Source organism: Fictibacillus arsenicus (genome assembly GCF_001642935.1).
GTDB lineage: Bacteria > Bacillota > Bacilli > Bacillales > Fictibacillaceae > Fictibacillus > Fictibacillus arsenicus_B.
In genome coordinates this window covers 3,472,667-3,495,855 of sequence record NZ_CP016761.1, presented here as the reverse complement: position 1 = coordinate 3,495,855, position 23,189 = coordinate 3,472,667, and the positions used below count along the sequence as shown (strand labels likewise).

The following is a 23,189-nucleotide window of genomic DNA, read 5'->3' as shown; positions in this document are numbered from 1 at the left end:
AGCCGGGATTTTAAGGGGAGGTTGATAGTATGAAGTTTAAAAGATTTCTTTGGTTAGGTTTAATGCTGTGCTTCATCTTTCCACAACATTTTGTAACTGCTGAAACGAACAGTAATGATAAACCTGCCGAACAAGTCGTGGAGGAAAACTATCATACCGTCCTTGAAAACTGGAAGAAAGAAGGGAAGAAGGACGCTTCAACGTTTGAAGCGTTCGTATCTCCTTCAAACTTTCAAACAGCAGATCAAAAGAATTTGCTGCCGGTTGAGAAAAGCAAAGGATACAACGATCGTGTTTTCTATTGGCATAACCAAGCATCCGTTTCATATGAGGTTGATGTAAAAGAAGCGGGGCTATATGAACTATCTTTTGATTATTACCCGCTGAGCAACGAGGTTGTTCCAATAGAGGGCGCTATTCAAGTGAACGGTAAATATTCATTTTACGAGAGCAGAAGAATTGTATTTCCGGCTAACTGGAAGAATGCAAAACAAACTTTCGAGAAAGACCGGTTTGGAAATGACATGATTCCGAAGCAAAAACGAATCGAGGAGTGGAGCCGGATAACCGCAGAGGATGCGAGCCAGCTGCATGCCGAACCGTTAAAATACGAGCTGCAAAAAGGAAAGAATACGATTACGCTTACGAACTTATCGGGTGAAATGCTTCTCGGGAATGCGTACGTGACATCACCTGGCAAACTGCTCAGCTATAGAGACTATTTAAAGAAACATAAGGATCAGAAGCTCGTTAAAGAAGCGCTGATCACACGGGAAGCGGAAAAAAACTACGAAAAAAACAGCTCGTACATACGGCCGTTTGCCGCAAATGATACATCTGCTGTTCCAAGCAGTCCGAAGAAACTTCTGCTGAACACGCTTGGCGGTGAATCTTGGACAAAGTCCGGGCAAACCGTTAACTGGAAAGTAAACGTGAAGAAAGATGGCTTTTACAAGCTGACCTTTAAAGTTCTGCAGAACAAAGAAACGACCGGTCCTGTTTTCCGAAAACTTTTGATCGATGGAGAAGTTCCTTTCGCTGAGGCAGCACCGATCACATTTGATTTTAATAAAAACTGGTCCAACGTCACGCTAGAAGACAAGAATGGAAAGGCTTTTTTATTTTATTTATCCAAAGGTGAGCATGAGATCGGATTAGAAGCCGATGCTTCACCCGTTGAACCAGTCCTTCATACGACGAACAACATCATGCGGGAGATGGAAGAGCTTACGCTTGAGATCAGAAAACTCACAGGGAACCAAACGGATACGGCCCGCGGCTGGAAGATCAGTGAATATATTCCGGGTATCGATAAAAAGCTTTCCGACTGGGCGGATGAACTTGAAGGAGAACTGAAATACTTACGCACATTGGACAATTCTAATGAAGATTCAAAAGACATGGTTTCATTAAAAATGGCCGTTCAAAAGCTTAGAAGTTTAAGCAATGAACCAGACGAGATCCCGAGCAGACTGACAGAACTTTCAGAAGGTTCATCATCAGCCGCACAGCTGTTGGGGAACATGCTTGTGACCTTACCGAAACAGCCGTTAACGGTCGACCGGTTTTACGTACACGGTGATCAAAAAGAAGTGCCTGATGCGGAAGCAGGTTTTTGGGAAAAACTATTCGATTCCATCCACCGATTCTTCTTATCGTTCTTCTCGGAAAACTATTCTGCAAGTGAAGCAGAAGAGGATACGTTAGAAGTATGGGTGAACCGGCCTCGTCAATACGTAGAGCTATTGCAAAACTTATCGGATCAGAACTTTACACCGGAGACCGGAATCAAAGTCAAATTCTCGATCATGCCTGAAGAACAAAAGCTAATTTTAGCCAACGCTTCAAACAAACAGCCGGATATCGCGCTTGGCATCAGCTCTTGGCTGCCATATGAGCTTTCAATTCGCGGGGCGGCGGTTGATCTGCATCAGTTTGACGATTTCGAGGCGTTCAGCAAACAGTTCTCGCCAGGCGCGTTTTTACCGCTCATGATTGGTGATTCTGTCTATGCGATGCCAGAAACGCAAGATTTCTTCGTTCAATTTTATAGAAAAGATATTATGCAGGCGTTAGAACTGCCGGTTCCGGATACATGGGATGACGTCAAGGGCATCCTGCCAGAACTCCAGCGTTACGGGATGAACTATTATACCCACATCGCAGGTGCTACTGGTTTCAAACCGTTCCAGGCAACAGCTCCTTTCGTTTATCAGTTTGATGGTAATCTGTACGGAAATAATGGCATGAAAACCGCGATCGGATCTGAAGAATCGTTAAAAGGAATCCAATTCATGGCGGAATTGAACACGATCTACAGCTTGCCGCTGCAAGTTCCAAACTTTTATAACCATTTCCGTTACTCAACGCTTCCGATCGGGACGGCAAACTTTACAACGTACACCCAGCTGACAGCTGCTGCTCCTGAGATCGCGGGTTGGTGGGATATCTCTCCTCATCCTGGTGTGAAAAAGGAAGATGGTACAGTCGAACGTTGGGCAACCGGTTCTGGACAGTCGGCGATGATCTTTAAAGGAACAAAGAGCAAGGAAGATTCTTGGGAACTCTTAAAATGGTGGCTGTCTACGGATACACAGACAGAGTTCGCGACAAACCTACAGATGCTGTACGGACCAGAATACATGTGGAACACGTCGAACCTTGAGGCGTTTAAGAACCTTCCTTGGCCGGAAGAGCATAAGAAAACGATTCTTAAACAATGGGAGTATTTATACGAAGTGCCGAAGAATCCAGGTTCCTACATGATCGAGCGTGAACTGAGCAACATCTGGAACCGCATTGTATTCGATGGGGTTAACCCAAGGTCAGCAGTCGATGATTCAGTCGTTGCGATCGACAGGGAGATTAAAAGAAAAATGGAAGAGTTCGGGTATGTGAAGGACGGCAAGATGGTCAAGCCGTATCCGATCCCTACGATAGAACAAGTGAAAAGTTGGGCAGGGGATGAGAATGAAAACAAAAACAACTAAACGAGACCACTCACATTGGATGTTCCTTGCACCATACATTGTCCTGTTTACAACATTCATCATCATACCTGTTGGGGCGGCTATCCTATTGTCATTCACGTATTTTAACGCGATTGAAACCCCAACATTTATCGGGTTGAGCAACTACGTCGGTCTGATCACGCAAGATGAAGTGTTCATGCAGAAAGTCTTGCCAAACACGTTAACGTTTGCCTTGATCGTTGGACCAGGAGGGTATATCTTATCGTTTATTCTCGCGTGGGCACTCGCTCAAGTACCAAAACGGATGCGGACGGTTCTTGCGTTGATCATCTACTCACCGTCGATGACAGCAGGTGTTGCGATGGCGGTTGTTTGGACGATCATCTTCAGTGGAGATGAGACAGGTTATTTGAACAGTTTGCTTCTTACAATAGGTGTTTTGCTGGAGCCGATCCAGTGGCTGCAGTCACCTGAATACCTCATGAAGATCATGATCTTTGTAACGCTCTGGGGCAGTATGGGAGTTGGATTTCTCGCAATGCTGTCTGGCGTTCTCAACATTAACACCGAGATCTATGAAGCAGGATACATTGATGGGATCAACAACCGTTTTCAGGAGATCATCTACATTACGATTCCTTCCATGAAGCCGCAGATGCTGTTCGGTGCCGTAATGGCAGTTGTTGGAACGTTTCAGGCTGGGGCGATCGGTGTTGCCTTGTCGGGAGCGAACCCGACACCGCAATATGCCGGTCAGCTGATGGTCAACCACTTAGAGGACTATGGTTTTATCCGCTACGAAATGGGATATGCTGCTGCGATCTCCGTTGTTCTTCTCATTGTTGTATATGCGTTCTCAAAAGTAGCCTGGAGGCTGTTTGGAGAAAAGGACTAGACGTTAGGGAGTGATAAACATGTCGGCCTTTCAAGGGACAAAGATGAACCCGTCAAAGTTTCATAAAAGCCAATTGAAGTTCCTTGCTTTTCTGATTCCATTGGCTATATTTATGGCTTTGCCGATCGTCTATATATTTTTTCATGCATTTAAACCAATTGATGAATTGTTCGCATATCCGCCGCGCTTTTTTGTAGATAAGCCAACGTTTCAAAACTTTGTGGACCTGTTTACAAAAACGAACGATACGGGAGTACCGATGTCGCGTTTCTTGTTTAACAGTGTTGTCGTTACGCTCATTGTCGTGGTTCTGACTGTTATTATCAGCACGATGGCAGGCTACGCGTTATCTAAGAAAAATTTTAAGATGAAGAAAGCGATCTTTGAGATCAACACACTCGCGCTCATGTTCGTCCCGGCAGCTGTAGCCATTCCGCGCTACCTGTTAATCGACGAATTGGGACTGATTAACACGTTCTTGGTTCATATCCTGCCACTCCTTGCCATGCCGATTGGTTTGTTCCTGGTCAAGCAGTTTATCGACCAGATACCAGATGAGTTGCTGGAAGCAGCAAGGCTTGATGGAGCATCTGATTTTCAGATCTTCGTCCGAATCATCGTTCCGCTCGTGAAGCCTGCTATCGCAACGATTGCGATACTCTCCTTCCAGCTCGTATGGAACAGTATTGAGAGCTCGTCACTCTATGTGAACGATGAAGGACTGAAGACATTCTCGTTTTACATGTCGACTTTAACGTCAACGGTTGACGGTAATAATGTAGCAGGACAAGGACTTGCAGCTGCCGCCTCCTTGATCATGTTCATACCGAATCTAGTAATCTTTATTATTCTGCAGAGCCAGGTGATGAACACGATGGCCCATTCAGGAATCAAGTAAGAAAGTAGGAGGGGGGAGAAATGAAGCGTACATTACAATTTGCAGCATTATTAGTATTTTTGCTCGTTCCGCTCCAGTCGATCGCTTCTGCTTCTGTCCCTTATAAGACAGAGACGTTATCGGCGGATGGACAGACGATCGAAACACAGACCGCCTATATGCCGGTGGGCACACTTATGCCGGATGCGGGGATTACGAATCCTGAAGATATTTTTTCTGACACAAAAGGAAACCTCTATGTGGCTGATTCAGGTACGAAGACCATTATTGTAGCTGACAAGAATGGAAACAGGATCCGGGAGATCGGGAAAGGCATTTTAAAATCACCGACTGGCGTCTATGTGGACGATAAAGAACAGATTTATGTTGCGGATTATGAAGAAGAGAAGGTATTTCGCTTTGCTAGTGATGGCAAAGTAGAAGCGGAATTTGGGAAGCCTGACTCTCCGCTGTTCGGTAAAAAATCTTCTTTTAAACCGCAAAAAGTGGCCGTGGACAGACGCGGCAACATCTATGTGATCAGTGAAGGATCTACGAACGGTATGATTCAGCTAAGCAACGAAGGTTCGTTCCTTGGGTATTACGGGGTTAACAGCACAGAGGCTTCTTTCAGCTCGTTCGTGCAAAAGCTTCTGACCTCTGAGAGCAAAAAAGCAAGAATGTTCATGAAAACACCTCCTGCTCCGGATAATATCGCACTGGATGATCAGGGGCTCGTGTATTCCGTGACAGAAGGAACAACGAACGAGGTTATAAAAAAGCTGAATGTTGCAGGAAAGAACATGCTGTTTGAAGACATTTCAGAAGAAAAATCACTTCAGGATATCGCAGTTGATGCTGACGGAAACATGTTTGTCGTATCGAGCACAGGCGAAATCTATGAATATGACAGCTTTGGAAATCTATTATTTATTTTTGGCGGGAAAGACGATGGTACGAACCGGCTCGGATTATTTAAACAGCCGACCGGCATCACCATCGATCCTGACGGCAGACTGTATGTAACCGATAAAGAGCGCGGACTGATTCAGGTATTTGAATCAACTACCTTTTCGAATCAAGTACATAAAGGAATCGCGCTCTTTAAAGAGGGGCGTTATGTACAAAGTCAAAAGTACTGGGAATCCGTGCTGGAGATGAACTCCTCGTTTGGACTGGCGCATTCAGCCATGGGTTCTGCCTACTATAAACAGCAAGACTATGAAAGAGCTTTAGAAGAATACAAGTTTGCTAACGATGTGTACGGCTATTCGGATTCATTCTGGGAAGTCCGCCATGCATGGATGCAGGAAAATCTGGAGACCGTTTTGTTTATCGTTATGATCCTGATCGTCCTATTCTATATCGTGAAGGTCGTGGATAAGAGAAAAGGCATACTGGATAAGCCGCGCAGCAGCTTGAGAGCTGTGAAAAAACAGAAACTGATCGGGGAACTGCTCTTTTTGTTCCAGTTCTTCCGACATCCGATCGACAGCTTCTATTATTTAAAGCGCAAGAACTATGCATCGGTTATGTCAGCGACCATCCTGTATATCGTTCTGATCGCTGAGTATATCTACAGCCGGTTCTACACAGGTTTCATCTACAACACGGTTGGCACGGAAGCGACGCTGCTCGGAGAACTGCTGCTTCTCGTTGTTCCTCTTGCTCTTTTTATTATCGTGAACTATTTAGTCAGTACGATCAATGACGGAGAAGGAAGATTTAAGGATATTTATATCGGAACGATCTATTCGCTGGCACCGTTTCTTGTGTTCAGTCTGCCGTTCACGCTTCTATCAAATGTGCTGACGTATAACGAAGCGTTTGTTTATGTGTTCTCGATTCGCATCATCTACGCGTGGTGCCTGGTCATCTTATTCATCATGATTAAAGAAATTCACAACTACACGTTCTCTGATACGCTCAGAAACATTTTCGTTACGCTGTTTGGCATGGTGATCATGCTTCTCGTCGTGTTCATCGTATTCGTACTGATCGACCAAGTGTACGATTTTGTTTATTCCATCATAAAGGAGGCTGTTTTACGTGTATAAAAAAATCATGCTTGCTCTAGCTCTATTGCTTGTACCGATCACGGTGTTAGCGGCACAAGATGATAAAAAAAGTACGGATCAGCCTCCTGCAAAACCGAATACCAGCCAAAATCTGATGAAATACACTTCTTCTTCGTTCACGAAGCCTGAAAAGAAAGATGTAAAGCCCGTTCAGCAGCAAAACACGTTTAAAGGTTTTGAGAAAGCAGCTGAAAACGAAAGCCTTGCTTTATATGTGAATGAAGAAAACTTGGCCATTAAGGTCCAAAACAAAAAGACCAAATACGTCTGGAACTCAGGACTCGATCAGCCAGATCAATACCGTTTGAACAAAACGTGGGAACAGATGGGGCAGTCTGCGATCACCGTCGACTACATGGACCGGCGCGGAAAGGTAAGAACAGAGAGCATCACGACGAATGATTCCAGTCCAAGAGTGAAGATGACGGACAATGGCTTTACAGCTTCTCTTTATTTGAACCAATCCAAGCTTGAGTTTGAAGTGAAGGCGGAGCTTGAAGGAAGCGACTTGGTGGTTTCCATACCCGAAGAGGAGATCAAAGAAAGCAAATATACGAAGATCATCTCGATGCGCGTCTATCCGTTCTTAGGTGCGGTGAACGAAAACGACATCAACGGGTATATGTTCATTCCGGATGGAAGCGGTGCTCTGATCCGCTATGAAAAGAGCAGCAACAAAGCAGATGCTCCGTTTACAGGCGCTATTTATGGTACAGACGAAGCGTTCAAAAAAACAGAAACGAAGAAGGACTCAAAAGTAACACCGGCTAAACAGATTAAGATGCCCGTTTTTGGCGCTGTTCATGGAGTAAAACAGAATGCCTTTTTAGCGGTCATTGAAGAGGGATACACGCACGGCGACATCCTAGCTTATCCATCTGGTGTTTCAACTGACTTTAACTGGATCGCTTCCGAGTTTCATTTTAGAAAAGAATACTATCAGCCGACAAGTAAAAACATGAAAGGCTTAACTCTCTATCAAAAATCAAAGAACCCGTTCGGTGTAAAGCTGAGATACAAGTTCCTTCAAGAGGAAGAAGCGGACTATGTCGGGATGGCGAAGGCTTACCAGAACCATCTGACAGACACGGAACAGCTGGAAAAAAAGGAAGACAAGACAGGTGTAAGGCTTGAGTTTCTTGGAGGAGAAGTAAAAGAAGGTCTTCTATGGGACTCTGTTCTTCCGATGACAAAGATAACGAGCATTCCAAAAATGACGGATGAACTTAAACAAGAAGTAAAAAACATGTTTGTCGTTTATAAAGGATGGTCAAAGGGCGGACTGACCGGAACACTGCCTAACAAGTTTCCATTTGAAAACAACCTAGGTGATGAGGGTGAAGTAAAAGACACGATTAAAGCTCTTCAAAAAGATAACATTCCGACTTACTTTTACACCGATTATACAAAAGCCTATGATGGTGCTTCCGGCTATTCGGGCAGTAAAGATGTAGCGAAGAAGATCAGTTCCGAGACGATCTCACACAGTGAGGATAAGAAAACCATCTTTTACTTATCGCCAGAAAAAGCTTTAAAAGCAGCTAAGGATGAAAGTGAAGAATACAAGGAGCTTGGAATTTCTAATGTTGCTGTGGATACGAGCGGATACACGCTGTTTTCCGATTTTAGCACGAAAAAATCGTCAGAACGCAGCCAGACGATCAAGACGTATCAAAAGCTGTTTGGAACGTTGAAAAGCCAAGTTGGAAACGTAGCTCTGTATGAGCCGAACACGTATTTATGGAGCGAGACAGACCGTTATCTGGATGTTCCGATGAATTCATCCAACTACGTGTTTGAAACCGACACAGTACCGTTCATGCAGATTGTTCTAAAAGGGTACATGCCGTATTATGCGCCTTACTCGAACTTTAACTCAGACACGGAAGATCAGATGCTGCGCACGATTGAGTATGGTGCGTACCCATCGTTCCTGTTAACAGAAGAGCCATCTCATCTTCTGGCTAAAACAGCATCCAAGCATATCTATACCTCTGAGTATTCGATCTGGAAAGACAAGATCATTGATCAATACAAACAAGTAGAAAAAAGTCTTGGACAGGTAGAAGGTGAAGAGATCGTAAGCAGGACCGTTCCACAGACCGGTGTTGTTGAAGTGGCTTATTCGAACGGAAAGGTCATCATTGTGAATTACACAAATGTTCCATACAAAAAGAATGGGATCATCGTCAAAGCTAAAGGATTTGCTGTAACGGAAGGAGGAGAAGCGAATGAAAAGGCTGAGGAATAACAGAAATATCACTGGGCTGCTCTTTGTTTCACCTTGGATTATCGGCTTTCTTATCTTCACGGCTTTTCCTCTTTTATACTCGCTGTTTCTGAGTTTTCAGCAAGTCAAGATCACGACTGATGGCATTAAGACGAAATTTGTGAAATTTGGAAACTATGAATATGCGTTTACAGTGGATGGTACGTTTTTGGACCGGGTTATGACGTATCTGGAAGAAATGGTGATCTCTGTTCCGATTATCATCGTTTTTTCATTGATTATCGCGCTTCTCTTAAATCAAAAGGTAAAATTTCGCGGTGTGTTCCGGACGATTTTCTTTCTGCCCGTCATCATAGCGAGCGGACCGGTAATCAAAGAACTGATCGATCAGGGGATCACGACGATTCCTTCTATCGAGCAATATGCGATCTACCAGACGTTAAACGAAAACCCAGAAGGTTTTTTTAACGGAATTCTGCTGTATTTGATCAAAAACTTAATCGTTATTCTCTGGTACTCAGGTGTTCAGATTTTGATCTTTCTTGCCGCTCTTCAGAAGATGGACAAGCAGATCTTTGATGCAGCGAAGATTGATGGAGCAAGCAACTGGGAGTTCTTTTGGAAGATTACCCTGCCTAGCCTTGTACCGATGATCGTCGTGAATTTGATCTATACGATCGTCACATATTCTGTTTTTTCTTTGAATCCAATTATCGAACATATACAAAAGAACATGTTTAAAGTAGATACAGGCTATGGGTATGCATCAGCGCTGTCCTGGATTTACTTTCTCATTATCGCAGCAGCTCTGGCCATTGCCGTTGGTGCGATGACGTTAAAGAGAAAGAAAAATTACACCTAAGAGGATGTGATCAAGGTGCAAACAAAAACACAACATGTAAACAAATATTATTTTAAAACGAAACGAATGTTTTTGGGCATGCAAGGGACGGATGGTCTTCTTTTCAAACTCTTGATCTACGGACTCTTGATCGGGATCGGATTCGTGTACTTATATCCACTTCTCTACATGGGTGTATACAGTTTCAAGAGTTTAGATGACTTGTTAAATCCCCTTGTGAACTGGATTCCAACTCAGTTTTATACAGGGAACTATGAACAAGCTAATAAAGTGATGGATTTCTTCTCTACTTTAATGGAAACGCTTTACGTTACGGTATTGCCTGCTTTGGCTCAAACAGCGGTTGCAGCGGTTGTTGGCTACGGGCTTGCACGTTTTGATTTTAAAGGGAAAAAGATCATCTTTGTTCTCGTTCTTGCCACATTCATCATCCCGCCTCAAGTGACGCTCATCCCGAGGTATATCTTCTTTAATGAGCTGAATATTTTGGGTAGTTTATCGGCGTTTTTGCTGCCCGCAACCTTTGGGCAAGGATTGAACAGTGCGATTTTCATCCTGATTTTTTATCAGTTTTTCCGTGCTGTTCCTAAAGCTCTGGAAGAAGCAGCGCAACTGGATGGAGCAGGGCATTTTCGGATTTTCTTTACGATCGCGCTTCCGATGGCGTTGCCGGCGATTATCATCTCGTTTTTGTTTTCCTTCGTGTGGTATTGGAACGAAACGTATTTAGCGGCTATCTATTTCGGTGACGCCCTGACGACACTGCCGCTTCAACTGCAAAAATTCGTCGCTACGTATCAGAAGATGTTCCCGGCTGAGATGGGAGTGAGCGGGGGCAACCAATTGAATGAAGGGATAAAGATGGCAGGTACTGTGCTTTCGATCCTACCGCTCTTGATCGTTTATTTTATAACGCAACGCTGGTTTGTTGAGGGTGTGGATCGTTCGGGGATTACTGGAGAGTAAAGATAAGTGCTGTTTTCGTATGCTTTGTTGATATTAAATCAAAAAGATTTGTGGGTGGTTGATCTCCGCTCCAGGCTGCTCGCTTTCCGCGGGGCGGGCGGTGAGCCTCCTGCCGCTTTGCGCCATTAGGAGTCTCACCTGTCCCACTCGTCCCGCAGGAGTCTCGCCCCTTGCGCTCCAATCAACTAGTCGAAGAAGCATACTCTTCAAAAAAGCTTTTAAGCAACTATCTTTTAGAAGTGAGCGAAACAAAAAGAATAGTAGGTGGTTGATTTCCGCTCCAGGTTGCTCGCTTTCCGCGGGGTGTGCGGTGAGCCTCCCTATCGCTTTGCGCTGGCGGGGTCTCACCTGTCCCACTGATCCCGCAGGAGTCTCGCACCTTACGCTCCAATCAACTTGTCAATGAAGTAATGTTAACGATCTTGCTACGAGATCAGGGTGCATTTAGATAAAATGAAGGATTTAAAAATTTTGGGTAGTTGATTTCAACTCACACGTGCTTGCTTTTTTGTAAAGAAGAGGTACTTTGAGCGAAAAAAGGGTAATTCTGAGCGAAACGAAGGGTAGTTTGAGCGTAGCGGGAGGATTTTGAGCGTAACTCGGCGTTTTTGAGCGAAACCTTAATGAGTCTGAGTGAACGTGTAATAAATATAAGAAACACGTACCGTAAAACTGCATCAATAAAGGACAGGAGATAGGGCTAAAACGACGCTTCCGCTTTTCGAATTTCTCGCAGATCCTAGGCGGAATCTCGCAACTTGTACTTAACCAACTTGTCTACGAAGTAAATTTACAAAAACTCACTCGAAAAATAGAGAGGGGAATTATGATGGATACGCAAAAACTTTTGGATTTAGAAGCTAAAGGCTGTTTCGATTTTTTCTGGAAAGAATCGAATGCTGATAAAAATAGTCCTGGGTACGGTTTGATTTTAGATCAGTCGGCGAATAAGAAAGTAGCAAGCATTGCGTCCAATGGATTCGGTTTGACGGCGATCATCATTGGGATCGAGCGCGGCTGGATTACACGTGAGGAAGGCTATGAACGCACAAAAGGAACGCTTGAGACTTACTTAAACAATGTAGAGCATGCAAGCGGATTCTTCTACCACTTCTTAAATATGCAAACAGGGAAAAAGAATGAAGAATGGTATGATTGCGCGTCCATTATTGATACTGCGATCTTCTTATGCGGGGCGGTTACTTCAGCTGAATATTTTGGCGGAGAGATCAGCGAGCTTTTTGAAAAAATTTATGCACGCGTGGACTGGAACGTTTATTACGATGAGCTGGTGAACCAGTTTTATATGGGCTACACCCCTGAAAGAGGGGGCTTCCACCATTGGGACATGTACGCAGAACAGATGATGATGTACGTACTTGGCGTGGCATCACCTACACATCCGGTTCCTGCTAAGATTTACGATGGTTTTAAGCGCAGTAAAGGCAAGTACAAAGAGTATGAATACATTCACGCACCTGGAAACGCCATGTTTGTTCATCAATATTCACATGCGTTCGTTGATTTTAGAGGAATTGTAGACGGAGACGGTATCGACTGGTTTGAAAACTCGGTAAAAGCATCACTCGCAAACCGTGCATTCTGTAAAGAAAAATCAAGTGAGTTTAAGACGTATCATGAAAACTCATGGGGCTTAACGGCTAGCGCGAGTCCTACGGGTTATCGTGTACCAGGTGCGCCTCCTTATTATGAAGGATGTGAACCAGAGCTTGAGGGTACGATCGCACCGACTGGGGCAGCGGGTTCAATTGTATTTACTCCGGAAGAGTCGATTGCAGCGATGAAGTATTTTTATGAAGAACATCCTCAGCTTTGGGGAGAGTATGGTTTCCAGGATTCTTACAATTTAGATGTAAGTCCTCCATGGTACTCAGATCATGTGATCGGGATCGACAAAGGCATAACACTGCTCATGATCGAAAACTATCAAACTGGTTTAGTGTGGGATCTTTTTATGAAAAACAAATATGTAAAACGCGGCGCTGATCTTTTAGGCTGGAAAAAGAAAGAAGAGAGCACAGTAAAATGATTGAGATTAAGAATAAGCAGATCATCATTGACGGAAAACCGGTATTGATCACGTGTGGAGAGATCCACTATTACCGTGTGGATAAAAGTGAATGGCAAGACCGGTTGGACAAGCTAAAAGAAACAGGTTGCAACGCCGTGGCCACTTATGTGCCATGGCTTTGGCATGAACCAATAGAAGGGCAGTTTGATTTTACGGGAAAAACGCGTCCTGAGACTGACCTTGCTGGCTTTATCGACCTTTGTGCAGAGAACGGCTTTTATTTTTTTGTTCGTCCAGGTCCTTTTATTATGGCCGAAATGAAAAACGAGGGCCTGCCTTATTGGGTGTATGAGAAACATCCAGAGATCATTCCTATAGGATGGGACGAAAAGGAAGCGACAACACCTACTGTTGATTATCTAGCACCGGGCTTTTTAAAGGAAGTCCGTAAGTATTATGAAAAAGTTATGGAAGTAATAACGCCGAGGCTGTATCCAAATGGCGGTAAGATTATTGCGTTCCAGCTCGATAACGAGGTAGGAATGCTATCGTGGGTAAGCAATACGCCTGATCTGACTGATAATCTGTTGAATGATTTTTCAAGTTGGTTAGGTGAGCGTTATGGTGAGGATGTTGAGTCGCGCTATCCGTTTTCTTTAGAGGAAAGTGCTGAACGAAACGTGGCATTGCGCTCACCGAAGGAAGAATACGCAGCACAGCTTTTAAAAGATCTCGGGTATTATATGCGTTACCGTTTCGCCAAATACATTGCTATTTTAAGAGAATATGCAGAAGAGTTTGGCGTAAAGGATATTCCATTTGTGGTGAACATCCATGGAACGGGAGGCGGACGCGGACTGACGTACCCAATTGGGATCAGTCAGCTTTATGAATCGTATACGCAAGGGCCTGGCTACATATCTGGTTCTGATATTTATTTTGGTGATCTCGACATGAAGACGTTTCAGGATCTCTATATTATCAACGGTTTTATGGATGCTGTTCATAATGAAGATCAGCCGTTAACATCGGTTGAATTTAATTGTGGTGACGGAAACTTTGGTGAAACGCTTGGTGAGCGTTACGATCCATCATCTGCAGATTTTAAGCTCAGGATGTGTCTTGCTCAAGGTAACCGTTTAATTAACTATTATCTGTTTGCTGGCGGCCGGAATGCTCGGTTGGATGCGCTTGTTGGAGACGGGAACGACCGGATCGCATCAACTGGTGAACGCCATGGTTTTGCGGCACCGATCGGCCCTGAAGGAGACTATAACTATACGTTTCCGCGTATGTCCCGCGTGAATCAGAGTGTGATGGCGGTAGGTGATAAGTTAGCAGCAATGGACGAGGACCGCGATGATGTGTCGTTCGCCTTTATTCCGGATTATTACATGACGGAATACCGATACCCAGACAGTAAAGTGATGCGAGAGATCCTTTCCAACATTGAGGCGAACCGCGGTTCTGGCGCATGGGAGATCATGGGCCGTGCGATGCTTTTGAACGGGTATCGTTTTACAGCAGTTGATGTACAGAACAAGCCGCTTATGAAGGATAATACCCCGGTGCTGGCATTGCCATCCGCCCGTTATATGGACGGCGGGATTCAGGAAAAGCTAGTAAACTATCTTCAGGATGGCGGTAAAGTTCTTTTGTACGGCGAGGTTCCTCTTTATGATATGGAAGGGAAGGACTGTACAATTCTAGCGGATGCCCTTAATGTGAAATACAAGAGTTATAGCCAAGGTCATCACCGTCACTATCTCTCAATCTATGGAGACAACTGGGCGGCAGAGCAGCCTGAAATTCGCACTTACTTTGCACAAGGGTTTGAAATTGGGGAGAGTGTGACTCCGATTTTACGAGTGTACGGATCAGACGATGTTTGTGGATTTGAATCAGAGGTTGGAAGCGGACGCGCAATCGTTGTGGCTGGCGCTTATCGCTGTGATCTGCCATTCTTTAAAAAGGCGCTTGAGAGATTAGGTGCAACGGTTAAGTTATCGCATGACTTCAAGCACCACGGGATCTTTATGACCTCCACATCTAATAGGGAATACGAGCGTTTTGTGCATTTGTTGAATCTGGACGGTTTTGATAAAGAATTTACGATTACAGATGGTGAAGAGAAGCTGTTTGATGGAAGGAAGATCCTTCTTCAAAGCAAGGATGGCGTGATGCTGCCTATGAATCTATCGATCGGTTCTGTTAATATTGCGTATTCTACTGCTGAGATTGCAGCGGTAAATGAAGGTAGTATCGATTTCCGCTTAACACAATCGGAGGATGTTATTAGGTTCGATAAAAATACGAAAATATTACCGAGTGATGACTATTTTGTTGAGAAAACGGATGAAATGATGCTAGTTAGAAGTAAAAAACATGCTAAAGTGGATGATTATTTACGTGTGTTGTTAGGATAAAGTATAAAAGACTGATCTCGAAAGCACTCCGAGTGCATTTTGAGGTCAGTTTTTTTGTGAGAAGAAGGCTTGTATTTGCGAAAGGGCGGTTTGTGGGTGAAACGTGCTTCTTTTGGGGCGCAGACTCAATGTGTTGGGGTGAAACGATGCCTTTTCGGGGTGAAGACGCAGTGAATTGGGGTGAACGTGTAATAAATAAAAGAACACGTACCGTAAAAACTTCAATAAAAAAAGACTGCTCAACTGAACAGTCATTTTCGTTATTTTATTTTACTAATTTAAATGGGACACTCACGACGTCTTGGCTGTTTTTACCGATAAAAGCGTTGAAACGACCAGCATCACTCTTAAACTCCAGGTTTTCGTGATGATAGCGAAGCATTTCTTCTTTAATCTCAAACGTCACAGTTTCAGAAACTCCAGGCTCAAGTTCAATCTTTTTGTAACCTTTCAATTCTTTTACGGGACGCACGACTTCACCGGCGATATCGCGAATGTACAATTGAACGAGTTCTTCGCCAGCTCGATCGCCAGTGTTCGTTACGGTTACAGAAGCAATCAGCTTTCCGTCCTCCGTTAACGTGTCACCAGATAACTTTACATCTTCATACTTAAACTCCGTATAACTCAACCCAAATCCAAACGGGAATAATGGCTCGTTCGGAATGTCGAGATAATGCGACAGATAACGTTCTTTGTTATCAGGAGTCGGCTGTGGACGTCCCGTGTTGAAGTGATTGTAATAGACAGGCACTTGTCCAACCGAGAACGGCATCGACATGGATAATCGTCCAGTCGGATTCACGTCACCGAACAATAGATCGGCAATCGCAGCTCCACCTTCTGTACCTGGATACCAAGCTTCCAGCACCGCATCCACATGTTCCACCACACCATGCAAATCGAGCGGACGGCCGTTAAACAGTACCGCAACAGTTGGCTTACCAAGTTTCTTGATTTCTTGAATCAATTGAAGCTGAGGTTCAGGCAAGCGGATATCTGCACGGCAGCCAGCTTCACCGCTCATGAAGGAAGCTTCCCCAAGTGCCAGCACAACCACATCAGCATCTTTCGCTGTATCCACTGCTTCTTTTAACTGTTCAGTTGTGACAGTTTCAACATCACTGCCGACAGCGACCGAAAGAAGGGATGGATCTGCTAGTTTTGTACGTAATCCTGTATCCACTTTTACCACATCTTCATGGGCACCTTGCCATGACCACGGTCCCATCAAATCGCCGCTTTGCGCGAACGAACCGATCAACGCGATCTTTTGTTCAGGTTTTAATGGCAGTACATTTTCATTTTTCAAAAGAACACACGATTTGGCTGCCAGTTCACGAGCCGTTTGACGGTGTTCCTCACATAAAATGACTTCGGCTGCACGTTTTTCATCCGCTCCGCGATAAGGATTTTCAAAGAGTCCCAGTTTCTGTTTGAGCGATAAAATTCGTTCAACCGACTCATCGACAAGCGATTCCGCCAATGCTCCGCTTTCCACAAGTTCTTTTATATGATCGATATAACATGTGGTCATCATTTCAATATCAACACCGGCTTGAAGCGCTTTGTATGCCGCTTCCGCTTCGTCTTCAGCCACACCGTGTGGCAGCTGTTCTTTTACAGCACCCCAGTCGGAGATGATCACACCTTCAAATCCCCACTCATCCCGAAGCAAGTCGCGCATCAACTTTTTGTTCGCAGTAGCAGGAATGCCATCAACCGTGTTGAAAGCAGTCATCACCATCTCGCACCCCTCATCCAGAGCTGCTTTATAAGCTGGAAGATACGATTCACGCAGTTGTCGCTCGGACATGTTAACCGTGTTGTAGTCGCGTCCGCCTTCAGGTGCCCCGTATGCCGCAAAGTGTTTCACGCACGCTGCAACCCGGTCTTTATCGTTCGTCAAATCTGACCCCTGGAACCCTCGAACAAACGCACGAGCAAATTCGCTGTTCAAGTAAGGATCTTCACCTGTGGATTCCATCACTCTGCCCCAGCGCGGATCACGGACTAGATCGACCATCGGTGCAAACGTAACATGGACACCAGAAACAGAAGCTTCTTTTGCTGCAATCTCAGCACTCTTTTCGGCAAGTTCCATATCCCATGAGCATCCGATCGCAAGCGGAACAGGAAAAATGGTTTTGAAACCATGAACAATATCAGCCATCATTAAAAGGGGGATGCCAAGGCGGTTCTCTTTTAAATGAGTTTCTTGAATATTTCTTGTTTCTTTAGCCCCGGAGCCTCCAAGTACAGAGCCTGTGTTCCGCACAACGTCATCAGTAATCCCCATTTCCTGCATAGGGCCTGTAATGAATCCTTGATCGGATGAACCTTTGAAAAAAGGAGTAGCTAGCTGGAGCAGTTGGCCGATCTTTTCATCCAATGTCATTTCGTCAATCAGATTTTGTACTTTTTGCTTAAGCATGAATAAGTACCTCCAGATTTTTGAGAGTTTGTTTTTTATTATGTATGTACGTGATGAACAATCGAAACGTTTCGATAATTCTGTTAATAAAAATTATAAGCGCTTTCATTTTTAGAGTCAACGATAAATCGAAACGATTCACCAAGTTAATGCAAATCTTTGTCTTTTAATGATTTGAGTACCAAAAAAATAGACTAATAAAACTTTTCAGGCATAACATTCAGGGTGTTTCATAACGTATAAAGTCATGTTTTTTAGAGGATTTTATTGCAATTGCATTGAAAAAGAAGGAAACAGGTGAAAAGGGGATGATTTGATGAAGAGAGTCCTTAGTGTTGGAATCTTGTTTACACTTGCTTTCACTTTAACTGCATGTTCTAGCGGTGAAAAAGAAACAGTAAAACCTCAAAAACCCCCTACAGAAGTAAAAGAAAAAGAAAACGATAAAGAAAAGGAAAATCAGCCAGAGTCAAACCTTCCACCGACTAAAAATATCGAAGTAGAAATTGAGGGGATGAAAGAGCAGCGGCCAGCTGAACTCCAGCAAAGCGCTAACGGGTATCATTTTTACATGCTGGACCTTTACAATTTTGAAAAAGAGAACGAGACGACAGGTAGGATCGCATTCGCGAACGATCCAACCTTGTATGCCACGATTGAAAAATTGGATCCATCAACAGATCTTGAAAGCTTAAAAGAGTCGTCGCTGAAAAGTGCAGAGGAACAAACCGGTAAAGCCAATGATTTACCCGCTACCGACATTTACTTCTCTTATTTTCATGATGCAAAGTTCTTCGTGAAGGGAGTAAGTGAAGAGTACGATGTGGTTATGTATTTAGTGAAGGAAGTGGAAGGGGAGCTGCTTTACTTATCGCTCCATATTCCATCGAAAGCAGAAATGGAAGGCGTGGAGCCTAGTTTGTGGGCGATGCTTGAGACGGTAGAGCCTAATAAAGAATAATAAGTAAAAACCCGGACATTTAGACTAACCTAGATAAATGGGACACAATAAAACACCTTCGAAATGATACACTTATTAAAAGTGATAATCGGAGGTGTTTTTGCGTGGGCAAAAACGTTTATTCAAAAGAAACAAAGTGGGCTGTAGTTAAGGATAAAATGAGTGGCCAATTTACGAATGAAGAAATCATGAATAAGTATGACATTAAAAATGTTTCTCAAATAAAAACATGGATGAAATGGTATCGGGAAAATCAAGTACATCGGTTTAATCAGCCAATAGGCAAGCAATACTCTTATGGTCAAGGGCCTGATTCAGCTAGTGAAGAGGAAAAGAAAGAACGTCAATTCAATCACTATAAACAGGAGAATGAGATTTTAAAAAAGTATTTGGAGATCGAAAAGGAGCTGAAAAAGAAGTAGTTCTCCGTTTAGTAAAAAGATTACGAAAAAAGTACACAGTTACGGCTGTTCTATGCGCTTTAAACGTTCCAAGATCCACATACTATCGTTGGTTGTCTGCTCCATCTGATGAACTGTCTAAATCAGAGCAGGCCATTATCTCCCTTTGTGAACAGACTAACTATCGTTATGGTCATCGTAAAATTAAGAATTTACTAAAGCGTCGACATCAAATTAGTTTGAATCGAAATTCTGTTCAACGTATTATGCAAAAGCATCATCTACAGTGCCGTGTAAAACCAAAGCGCAAGTGGAAATCTCAAGGGGAATCAATCATTGTCGCACCAAACATTTTACAGCGAGATTTTTCAGCAACTTTGCCTAATCAAAAATGGGTAACAGATATAACGTATATTCAGTATGGTTCAACCACATTGTACTTATCAACCATAATGGATTTATTTAATAATCAAATTGTGGCTTACAAGCTCTATACCCATCAACAAACCCCTCTTGTGGCAGATACGTTAAAAGCAGCTTTGGAATCACGAGGGAACCCCAAAGGGGTCATTATTCACTCTGATCAAGGAAGTGTGTATACATCCTATACGTATCAACATTTAGTAAACGAAAGAAAATTGATTAGCAGTATGTCCAGAAGGGGAAATTGTTGGGATAATGCGGTTATCGAGTCCTTCCATTCAAATCTAAAATCTGAAGGATTTCAGTATGTGAAGTTTAATTCTATGTCGATGGATAAAATCAGGGAACAAGTAGATCAATACATGAAGTATTATAATGAAGAACGTATCCAAGAAAAATTAGGCTACCACACCCCAATTGAATTTGGTAGTATGGCAGCCTAAAGGGTGTTTTATTATTGTCTCAAATGACTAGGTCAGTCTAATTAGCCCGGGTTTTTCTATTTTACTAAATCATTTAGTTTCTCGTTCCGTTCTTCTCTTTCTGTTTCATCAGCCAAATCATACTTTTTTAATAGATGAAAGACTTCGTTCAAAAACTCCTGATCTGCTTTTTCTGTTAATGAACCTTCCACTTCACGCACCAGATTTTTTGGCATGAATGCAGCTTGGTCAACAAGCTTTTGTTTTACATCTTCCAACGTATGATCAATCGTGCATTTCCCCATGGAATCTCACTCCTAACAAAAGGTTTGTATTATTTATAACACAAGTTAACTGCCGACGGCTTTTTTTAACTCCTTGGTTTCGTCTTTAAATGAATACGCGTACCACATCGCGATTAGCAGCATTACACCTGTTACGACGAAAACGATCTCGACGGGGAAGAATCCGCCGATCACTCCCCCAACTAGCGGTCCGAGCATGGCTCCAATTTGAGTGGCAGTTTGCTGAAGTCCGAAAGCTCGTCCTCTGAATTCGTCCGGTGTGGTTTGAACAACCAACCCATTTAAGGCTGGGAAAACGCCGCAAAAGAAAATTCCGTATAGAAAACGTATTGAAGAAAAGCCCCAAACACCATCAAACCAAGCCTGTGCAATGGTTCCGATTCCGCCACCCAATAAGCCGATCATCAATACAGTTTGAAACCCGATTTTATCAGACATGCGTCCCCAATAAGCGGCAAAAATAATGCTTGCAATACCCGGTAATGAAAAGACGATGCCCGCTAAAAGTGCCGTATTATCAGATGAACCACTGATTGTTAATATATGAAGGGGAAGAACGGGTTCGATCGTTAAGATAGAGAGAGCGGTGATGATCGATAAAAACAGCACGTTCATAAAGGGTTTGTTGGCTGCTGCGACACGAATGTCTTTTAAAACAGATCCTTTTTCTTTGCTCGGTGTAAATTTTTCTTCGGTTACCCAGAAGATAACTAAAAGAGTCGAGATGAGAGATAAGAAACCTCCACTCGCAAAAGCCCAGCGGTTCCCGAACAATTCAGCTAGCCCGCCACCAAGCAGCGGACCCATAATTCCGCCTGATGCACCCGCAGAGGAAATCATCGCAAGCGCGTAGCCGACATTCTTTTTCGGTGTGTTTGTTCCAATCAGTGCAATCGCACCAGGAATGTAGCCCGTCAGTAATCCTTGCGCTATACGCAGTGCGAGTAGCTGATAAGCGTTCGTAACAAATGCAGTTAATGTGTAGATAATGAACAGGAAGGCACCTGCGCGGATTATCATCGGCTTTCTTCCGTATCGATCGGCCATCATCCCCCAATAAGGAGAAGCTATGGCACCTGCAAAAAAGGCTGAGCTGAAAATAAGTCCTGACCAGATCTCGGTGTGGTCATGAACACCAATCTGAAGGAGAAAAAGAGGTAAAAAAGGAACGACCATGGAGTAGCTGGCTGAAGTAAAGAAGACGCCGACCCATAGCACCCATAAATTTCGCTTCCAAACTGCCATAATGTGTACACTTCCTTATGCTGTACTCTAGGAAACCTTAATAATAGTAAACTTTATTAATTTTTGAAAAAAGAAATATATTAGAAATAGTAACAAACTAGCGCTTCAAATGGAAGAAAGCAGACTTATTCTTTCATTTCTCATTGACACCACTTCAAGGATGGTGTGGTTTTTAACGGAGTGAAAGAATAACAAGAGTGAGTTGCTAAAACATTTAGATTGGAGGAAATATATTAATGGAAAAAATAGATTAAATGATTAAAATAGCAGAAAATATTTTAGAGAATTTGGAAATTATTAAGAAAGATGTCAGGGAGATAATAGCGATTCTGCGCAGCTAATTGAAACATTTGTTTAATAATATTAACGTAATTAGGAAGCCGTTTTGATATAATGATACAAAGGAGGTGTATATAATGAGCGAAAAAGAAATGATACAAAAGATTTTAGAAATAACTCAGCAAACACAACAAAGCGTTTTGGAGCTAACAGCTGATGTTGCAGATTTAAAAGTAAGAGTAGCAAACATTGAAGAAAGATTAACCAACATAGAAGAAAGAGTAACAAACATCGAAGAAAGAGTAACAAACATCGAAGAAAGAGTAACAAACATCGAAGAAAATATGGTTCGAAAAAGCGATTTAAAGTATTATGATTTTAAGATTGCAGAACACGATCGCGAAATCTTCGAGTTGAAACAACAAAACTAACCCCACGTGAAATCCTTCAAACTTCATAAATGTCCCCTTAAACCGGGTCTTACAATCACATACGAAACAATAAAACCCGGAAGAAAATCTCCGGGTTTTACTATGACAATATCCACTGTACAATTAAAAATGATGCTATGAAAGCCACGAAGAATGAAACGATACCTGCTATTTTTCTCCCGTTCACTTTTTAACCTCCACTTTTTATAAATTAGTTTATACATATGCTACCATCACACTATCAACCAAATAAAGATTAATGTTACGCTGAATAGGAAATATAGGTAGTGGAGGTGATGTTAAACATGCGTTTAAAAGGTAAAAAAGTAATCAGCCTTGTTCATCATGATTTCGAGGATCTGGAGTTATGGTATCCTATTCTTCGGTTGCGTGAAGAAGGTGCTATTGTGGAACTTGCTGGTGAAAAGGCAGGGGAAACGTACATCGGAAAATATGGTGTACCTGCTGAAGCGGATTTCGCGTTCGGTGATGTGAATGCTGCCGATTATGATGCAATCCTCGTCCCAGGCGGCTGGGCACCGGACAAGCTGCGCCGTTTTCCTGAAGTTCTTGAAATGGTTCAACACATGGAACAAGAAAAGAAGCCTATCGGGCAGATCTGCCATGCCGGCTGGGTGCTAATCTCTGCAAAAGTGTTAAACGGTAAAAAAGTAACGAGCACACCTGGAATCAAGGATGATATGGAGAATGCAGGTTCCGAGTGGATCGATGAGCCGGTAGTAGTTGACGGTCACCTCGTTTCAAGCCGCCGTCCGCCTGATTTGCCGGATTATATGAGAGAGTTTATTGCGGTTTTAGAAGCGAAATAAGTAAAAAGATGCCCAAGAGGTGAAGGTATTCATCTTTTGGGTTTTTATAACCTGTTTTACCTAACAGGAATGAATAAATTTTGCTGCTAAACTATATTTTGAGCGTAAAAATGAGTTTTT

The 23,189-nt window shown here is 43.1% G+C and carries 16 protein-coding genes; 13 read left to right on the top strand and 3 right to left on the bottom strand.

All coding sequences use genetic code 11. The features are described from left to right. Positions 1–29: 29 nt before the first annotated feature. The 9 genes from ABE41_RS17740 (at position 30) to ABE41_RS17695 (ending at position 15,338) form a co-directional block, all read left to right on the top strand. A complete protein-coding gene (locus tag ABE41_RS17740) occupies positions 30–2,990 on the top strand; it encodes an extracellular solute-binding protein (RefSeq protein WP_066293247.1) in 2,961 nt (986 codons plus the stop codon). Then, positions 2,971–3,867, top strand: coding sequence for a carbohydrate ABC transporter permease (locus ABE41_RS17735; RefSeq protein ID WP_156774310.1), 897 nt, complete (start codon positions 2,971–2,973; stop codon positions 3,865–3,867). The genes ABE41_RS17740 and ABE41_RS17735 overlap by 20 nt, the downstream gene beginning before the upstream one ends. A gap of 19 nt (positions 3,868–3,886) precedes the next feature. Beyond that, positions 3,887–4,765 (top strand): carbohydrate ABC transporter permease, encoded by an 879-nt coding sequence (locus ABE41_RS17730; protein WP_066293245.1) that lies wholly within the window; start codon positions 3,887–3,889, stop codon positions 4,763–4,765. A 20-nt stretch (positions 4,766–4,785) separates the two neighbouring features. After that, positions 4,786–6,801, top strand: a complete 2,016-nt coding sequence (locus ABE41_RS17725; protein ID WP_066293244.1) for a YIP1 family protein — start codon at positions 4,786–4,788, stop codon at positions 6,799–6,801. Continuing rightward, positions 6,794–9,073 (top strand): DUF5696 domain-containing protein, encoded by a 2,280-nt coding sequence (locus ABE41_RS17720; protein ID WP_066293241.1) that lies wholly within the window; start codon positions 6,794–6,796, stop codon positions 9,071–9,073. The genes ABE41_RS17725 and ABE41_RS17720 overlap by 8 nt, the downstream gene beginning before the upstream one ends. Further along, positions 9,054–9,914 (top strand): carbohydrate ABC transporter permease, encoded by an 861-nt coding sequence (locus ABE41_RS17715; RefSeq protein WP_066293240.1) that lies wholly within the window; start codon positions 9,054–9,056, stop codon positions 9,912–9,914. Before ABE41_RS17720 ends, ABE41_RS17715 begins: the two co-directional genes overlap by 20 nt. Positions 9,915–9,929: 15 nt before the next feature. Continuing rightward, on the top strand, positions 9,930–10,880 hold the full coding sequence (locus tag ABE41_RS17710; RefSeq protein ID WP_253805378.1) for a carbohydrate ABC transporter permease: 951 nt from the start codon (positions 9,930–9,932) through the stop codon (positions 10,878–10,880). Positions 10,881–11,706: 826 nt separating this feature from the next. Then, complete coding sequence (locus ABE41_RS17700; protein WP_216637404.1) at positions 11,707–12,930, top strand: glucoamylase family protein; 1,224 nt, start codon at positions 11,707–11,709, stop codon at positions 12,928–12,930. Then, complete coding sequence (locus ABE41_RS17695) at positions 12,927–15,338, top strand: beta-galactosidase (protein WP_066293233.1); 2,412 nt, start codon at positions 12,927–12,929, stop codon at positions 15,336–15,338. The genes ABE41_RS17700 and ABE41_RS17695 overlap by 4 nt, the downstream gene beginning before the upstream one ends. Positions 15,339–15,603: 265 nt before the next feature. Here ABE41_RS17695 and bglX read toward each other — a convergent pair whose 3' ends face one another. Further along, positions 15,604–17,772 (bottom strand): beta-glucosidase BglX, encoded by a 2,169-nt coding sequence (gene bglX / locus ABE41_RS17690; protein ID WP_066293231.1) that lies wholly within the window; start codon positions 17,770–17,772, stop codon positions 15,604–15,606. 316 nt (positions 17,773–18,088) lie between these two features. Here bglX and ABE41_RS17685 point away from each other — a divergent pair, with 316 nt between their 5' ends. Together ABE41_RS17685 and ABE41_RS20790 are read left to right on the top strand one after the other, a co-directional pair. Then, positions 18,089–18,733: a hypothetical protein gene (locus ABE41_RS17685; RefSeq protein WP_066293230.1), complete on the top strand. Its 645-nt coding sequence runs from the start codon at positions 18,089–18,091 to the stop codon at positions 18,731–18,733. 104 nt (positions 18,734–18,837) lie between these two features. Further along, positions 18,838–20,000, top strand: a protein-coding gene (locus ABE41_RS20790; protein ID WP_156774220.1) for an IS3 family transposase whose coding sequence is annotated in 2 segments (ribosomal slippage) — positions 18,838–19,114 and positions 19,114–20,000 — 1,164 coding nt in all. Because the reading frame shifts where the segments join, the coding sequence is not laid out codon by codon here. Positions 20,001–20,056: 56 nt separating this feature from the next. Here the strand turns inward: ABE41_RS20790 and ABE41_RS17670 are convergent. Both ABE41_RS17670 and ABE41_RS17665 read right to left on the bottom strand, forming a co-directional pair. Further along, complete coding sequence (locus tag ABE41_RS17670) at positions 20,057–20,284, bottom strand: hypothetical protein (RefSeq protein ID WP_066293229.1); 228 nt, start codon at positions 20,282–20,284, stop codon at positions 20,057–20,059. A gap of 45 nt (positions 20,285–20,329) precedes the next feature. Continuing rightward, on the bottom strand, positions 20,330–21,529 hold the full coding sequence (locus ABE41_RS17665; RefSeq protein WP_066293228.1) for an MFS transporter: 1,200 nt from the start codon (positions 21,527–21,529) through the stop codon (positions 20,330–20,332). 416 nt (positions 21,530–21,945) lie between these two features. Here ABE41_RS17665 and ABE41_RS17660 point away from each other — a divergent pair, with 416 nt between their 5' ends. Both ABE41_RS17660 and ABE41_RS17655 read left to right on the top strand, forming a co-directional pair. Continuing rightward, complete coding sequence (locus ABE41_RS17660; RefSeq protein ID WP_066293226.1) at positions 21,946–22,239, top strand: hypothetical protein; 294 nt, start codon at positions 21,946–21,948, stop codon at positions 22,237–22,239. Positions 22,240–22,544: 305 nt separating this feature from the next. Further along, positions 22,545–23,069: a type 1 glutamine amidotransferase domain-containing protein gene (locus ABE41_RS17655; RefSeq protein ID WP_066293224.1), complete on the top strand. Its 525-nt coding sequence runs from the start codon at positions 22,545–22,547 to the stop codon at positions 23,067–23,069. The last annotated feature ends 120 nt before the right edge of the window (positions 23,070–23,189 follow it).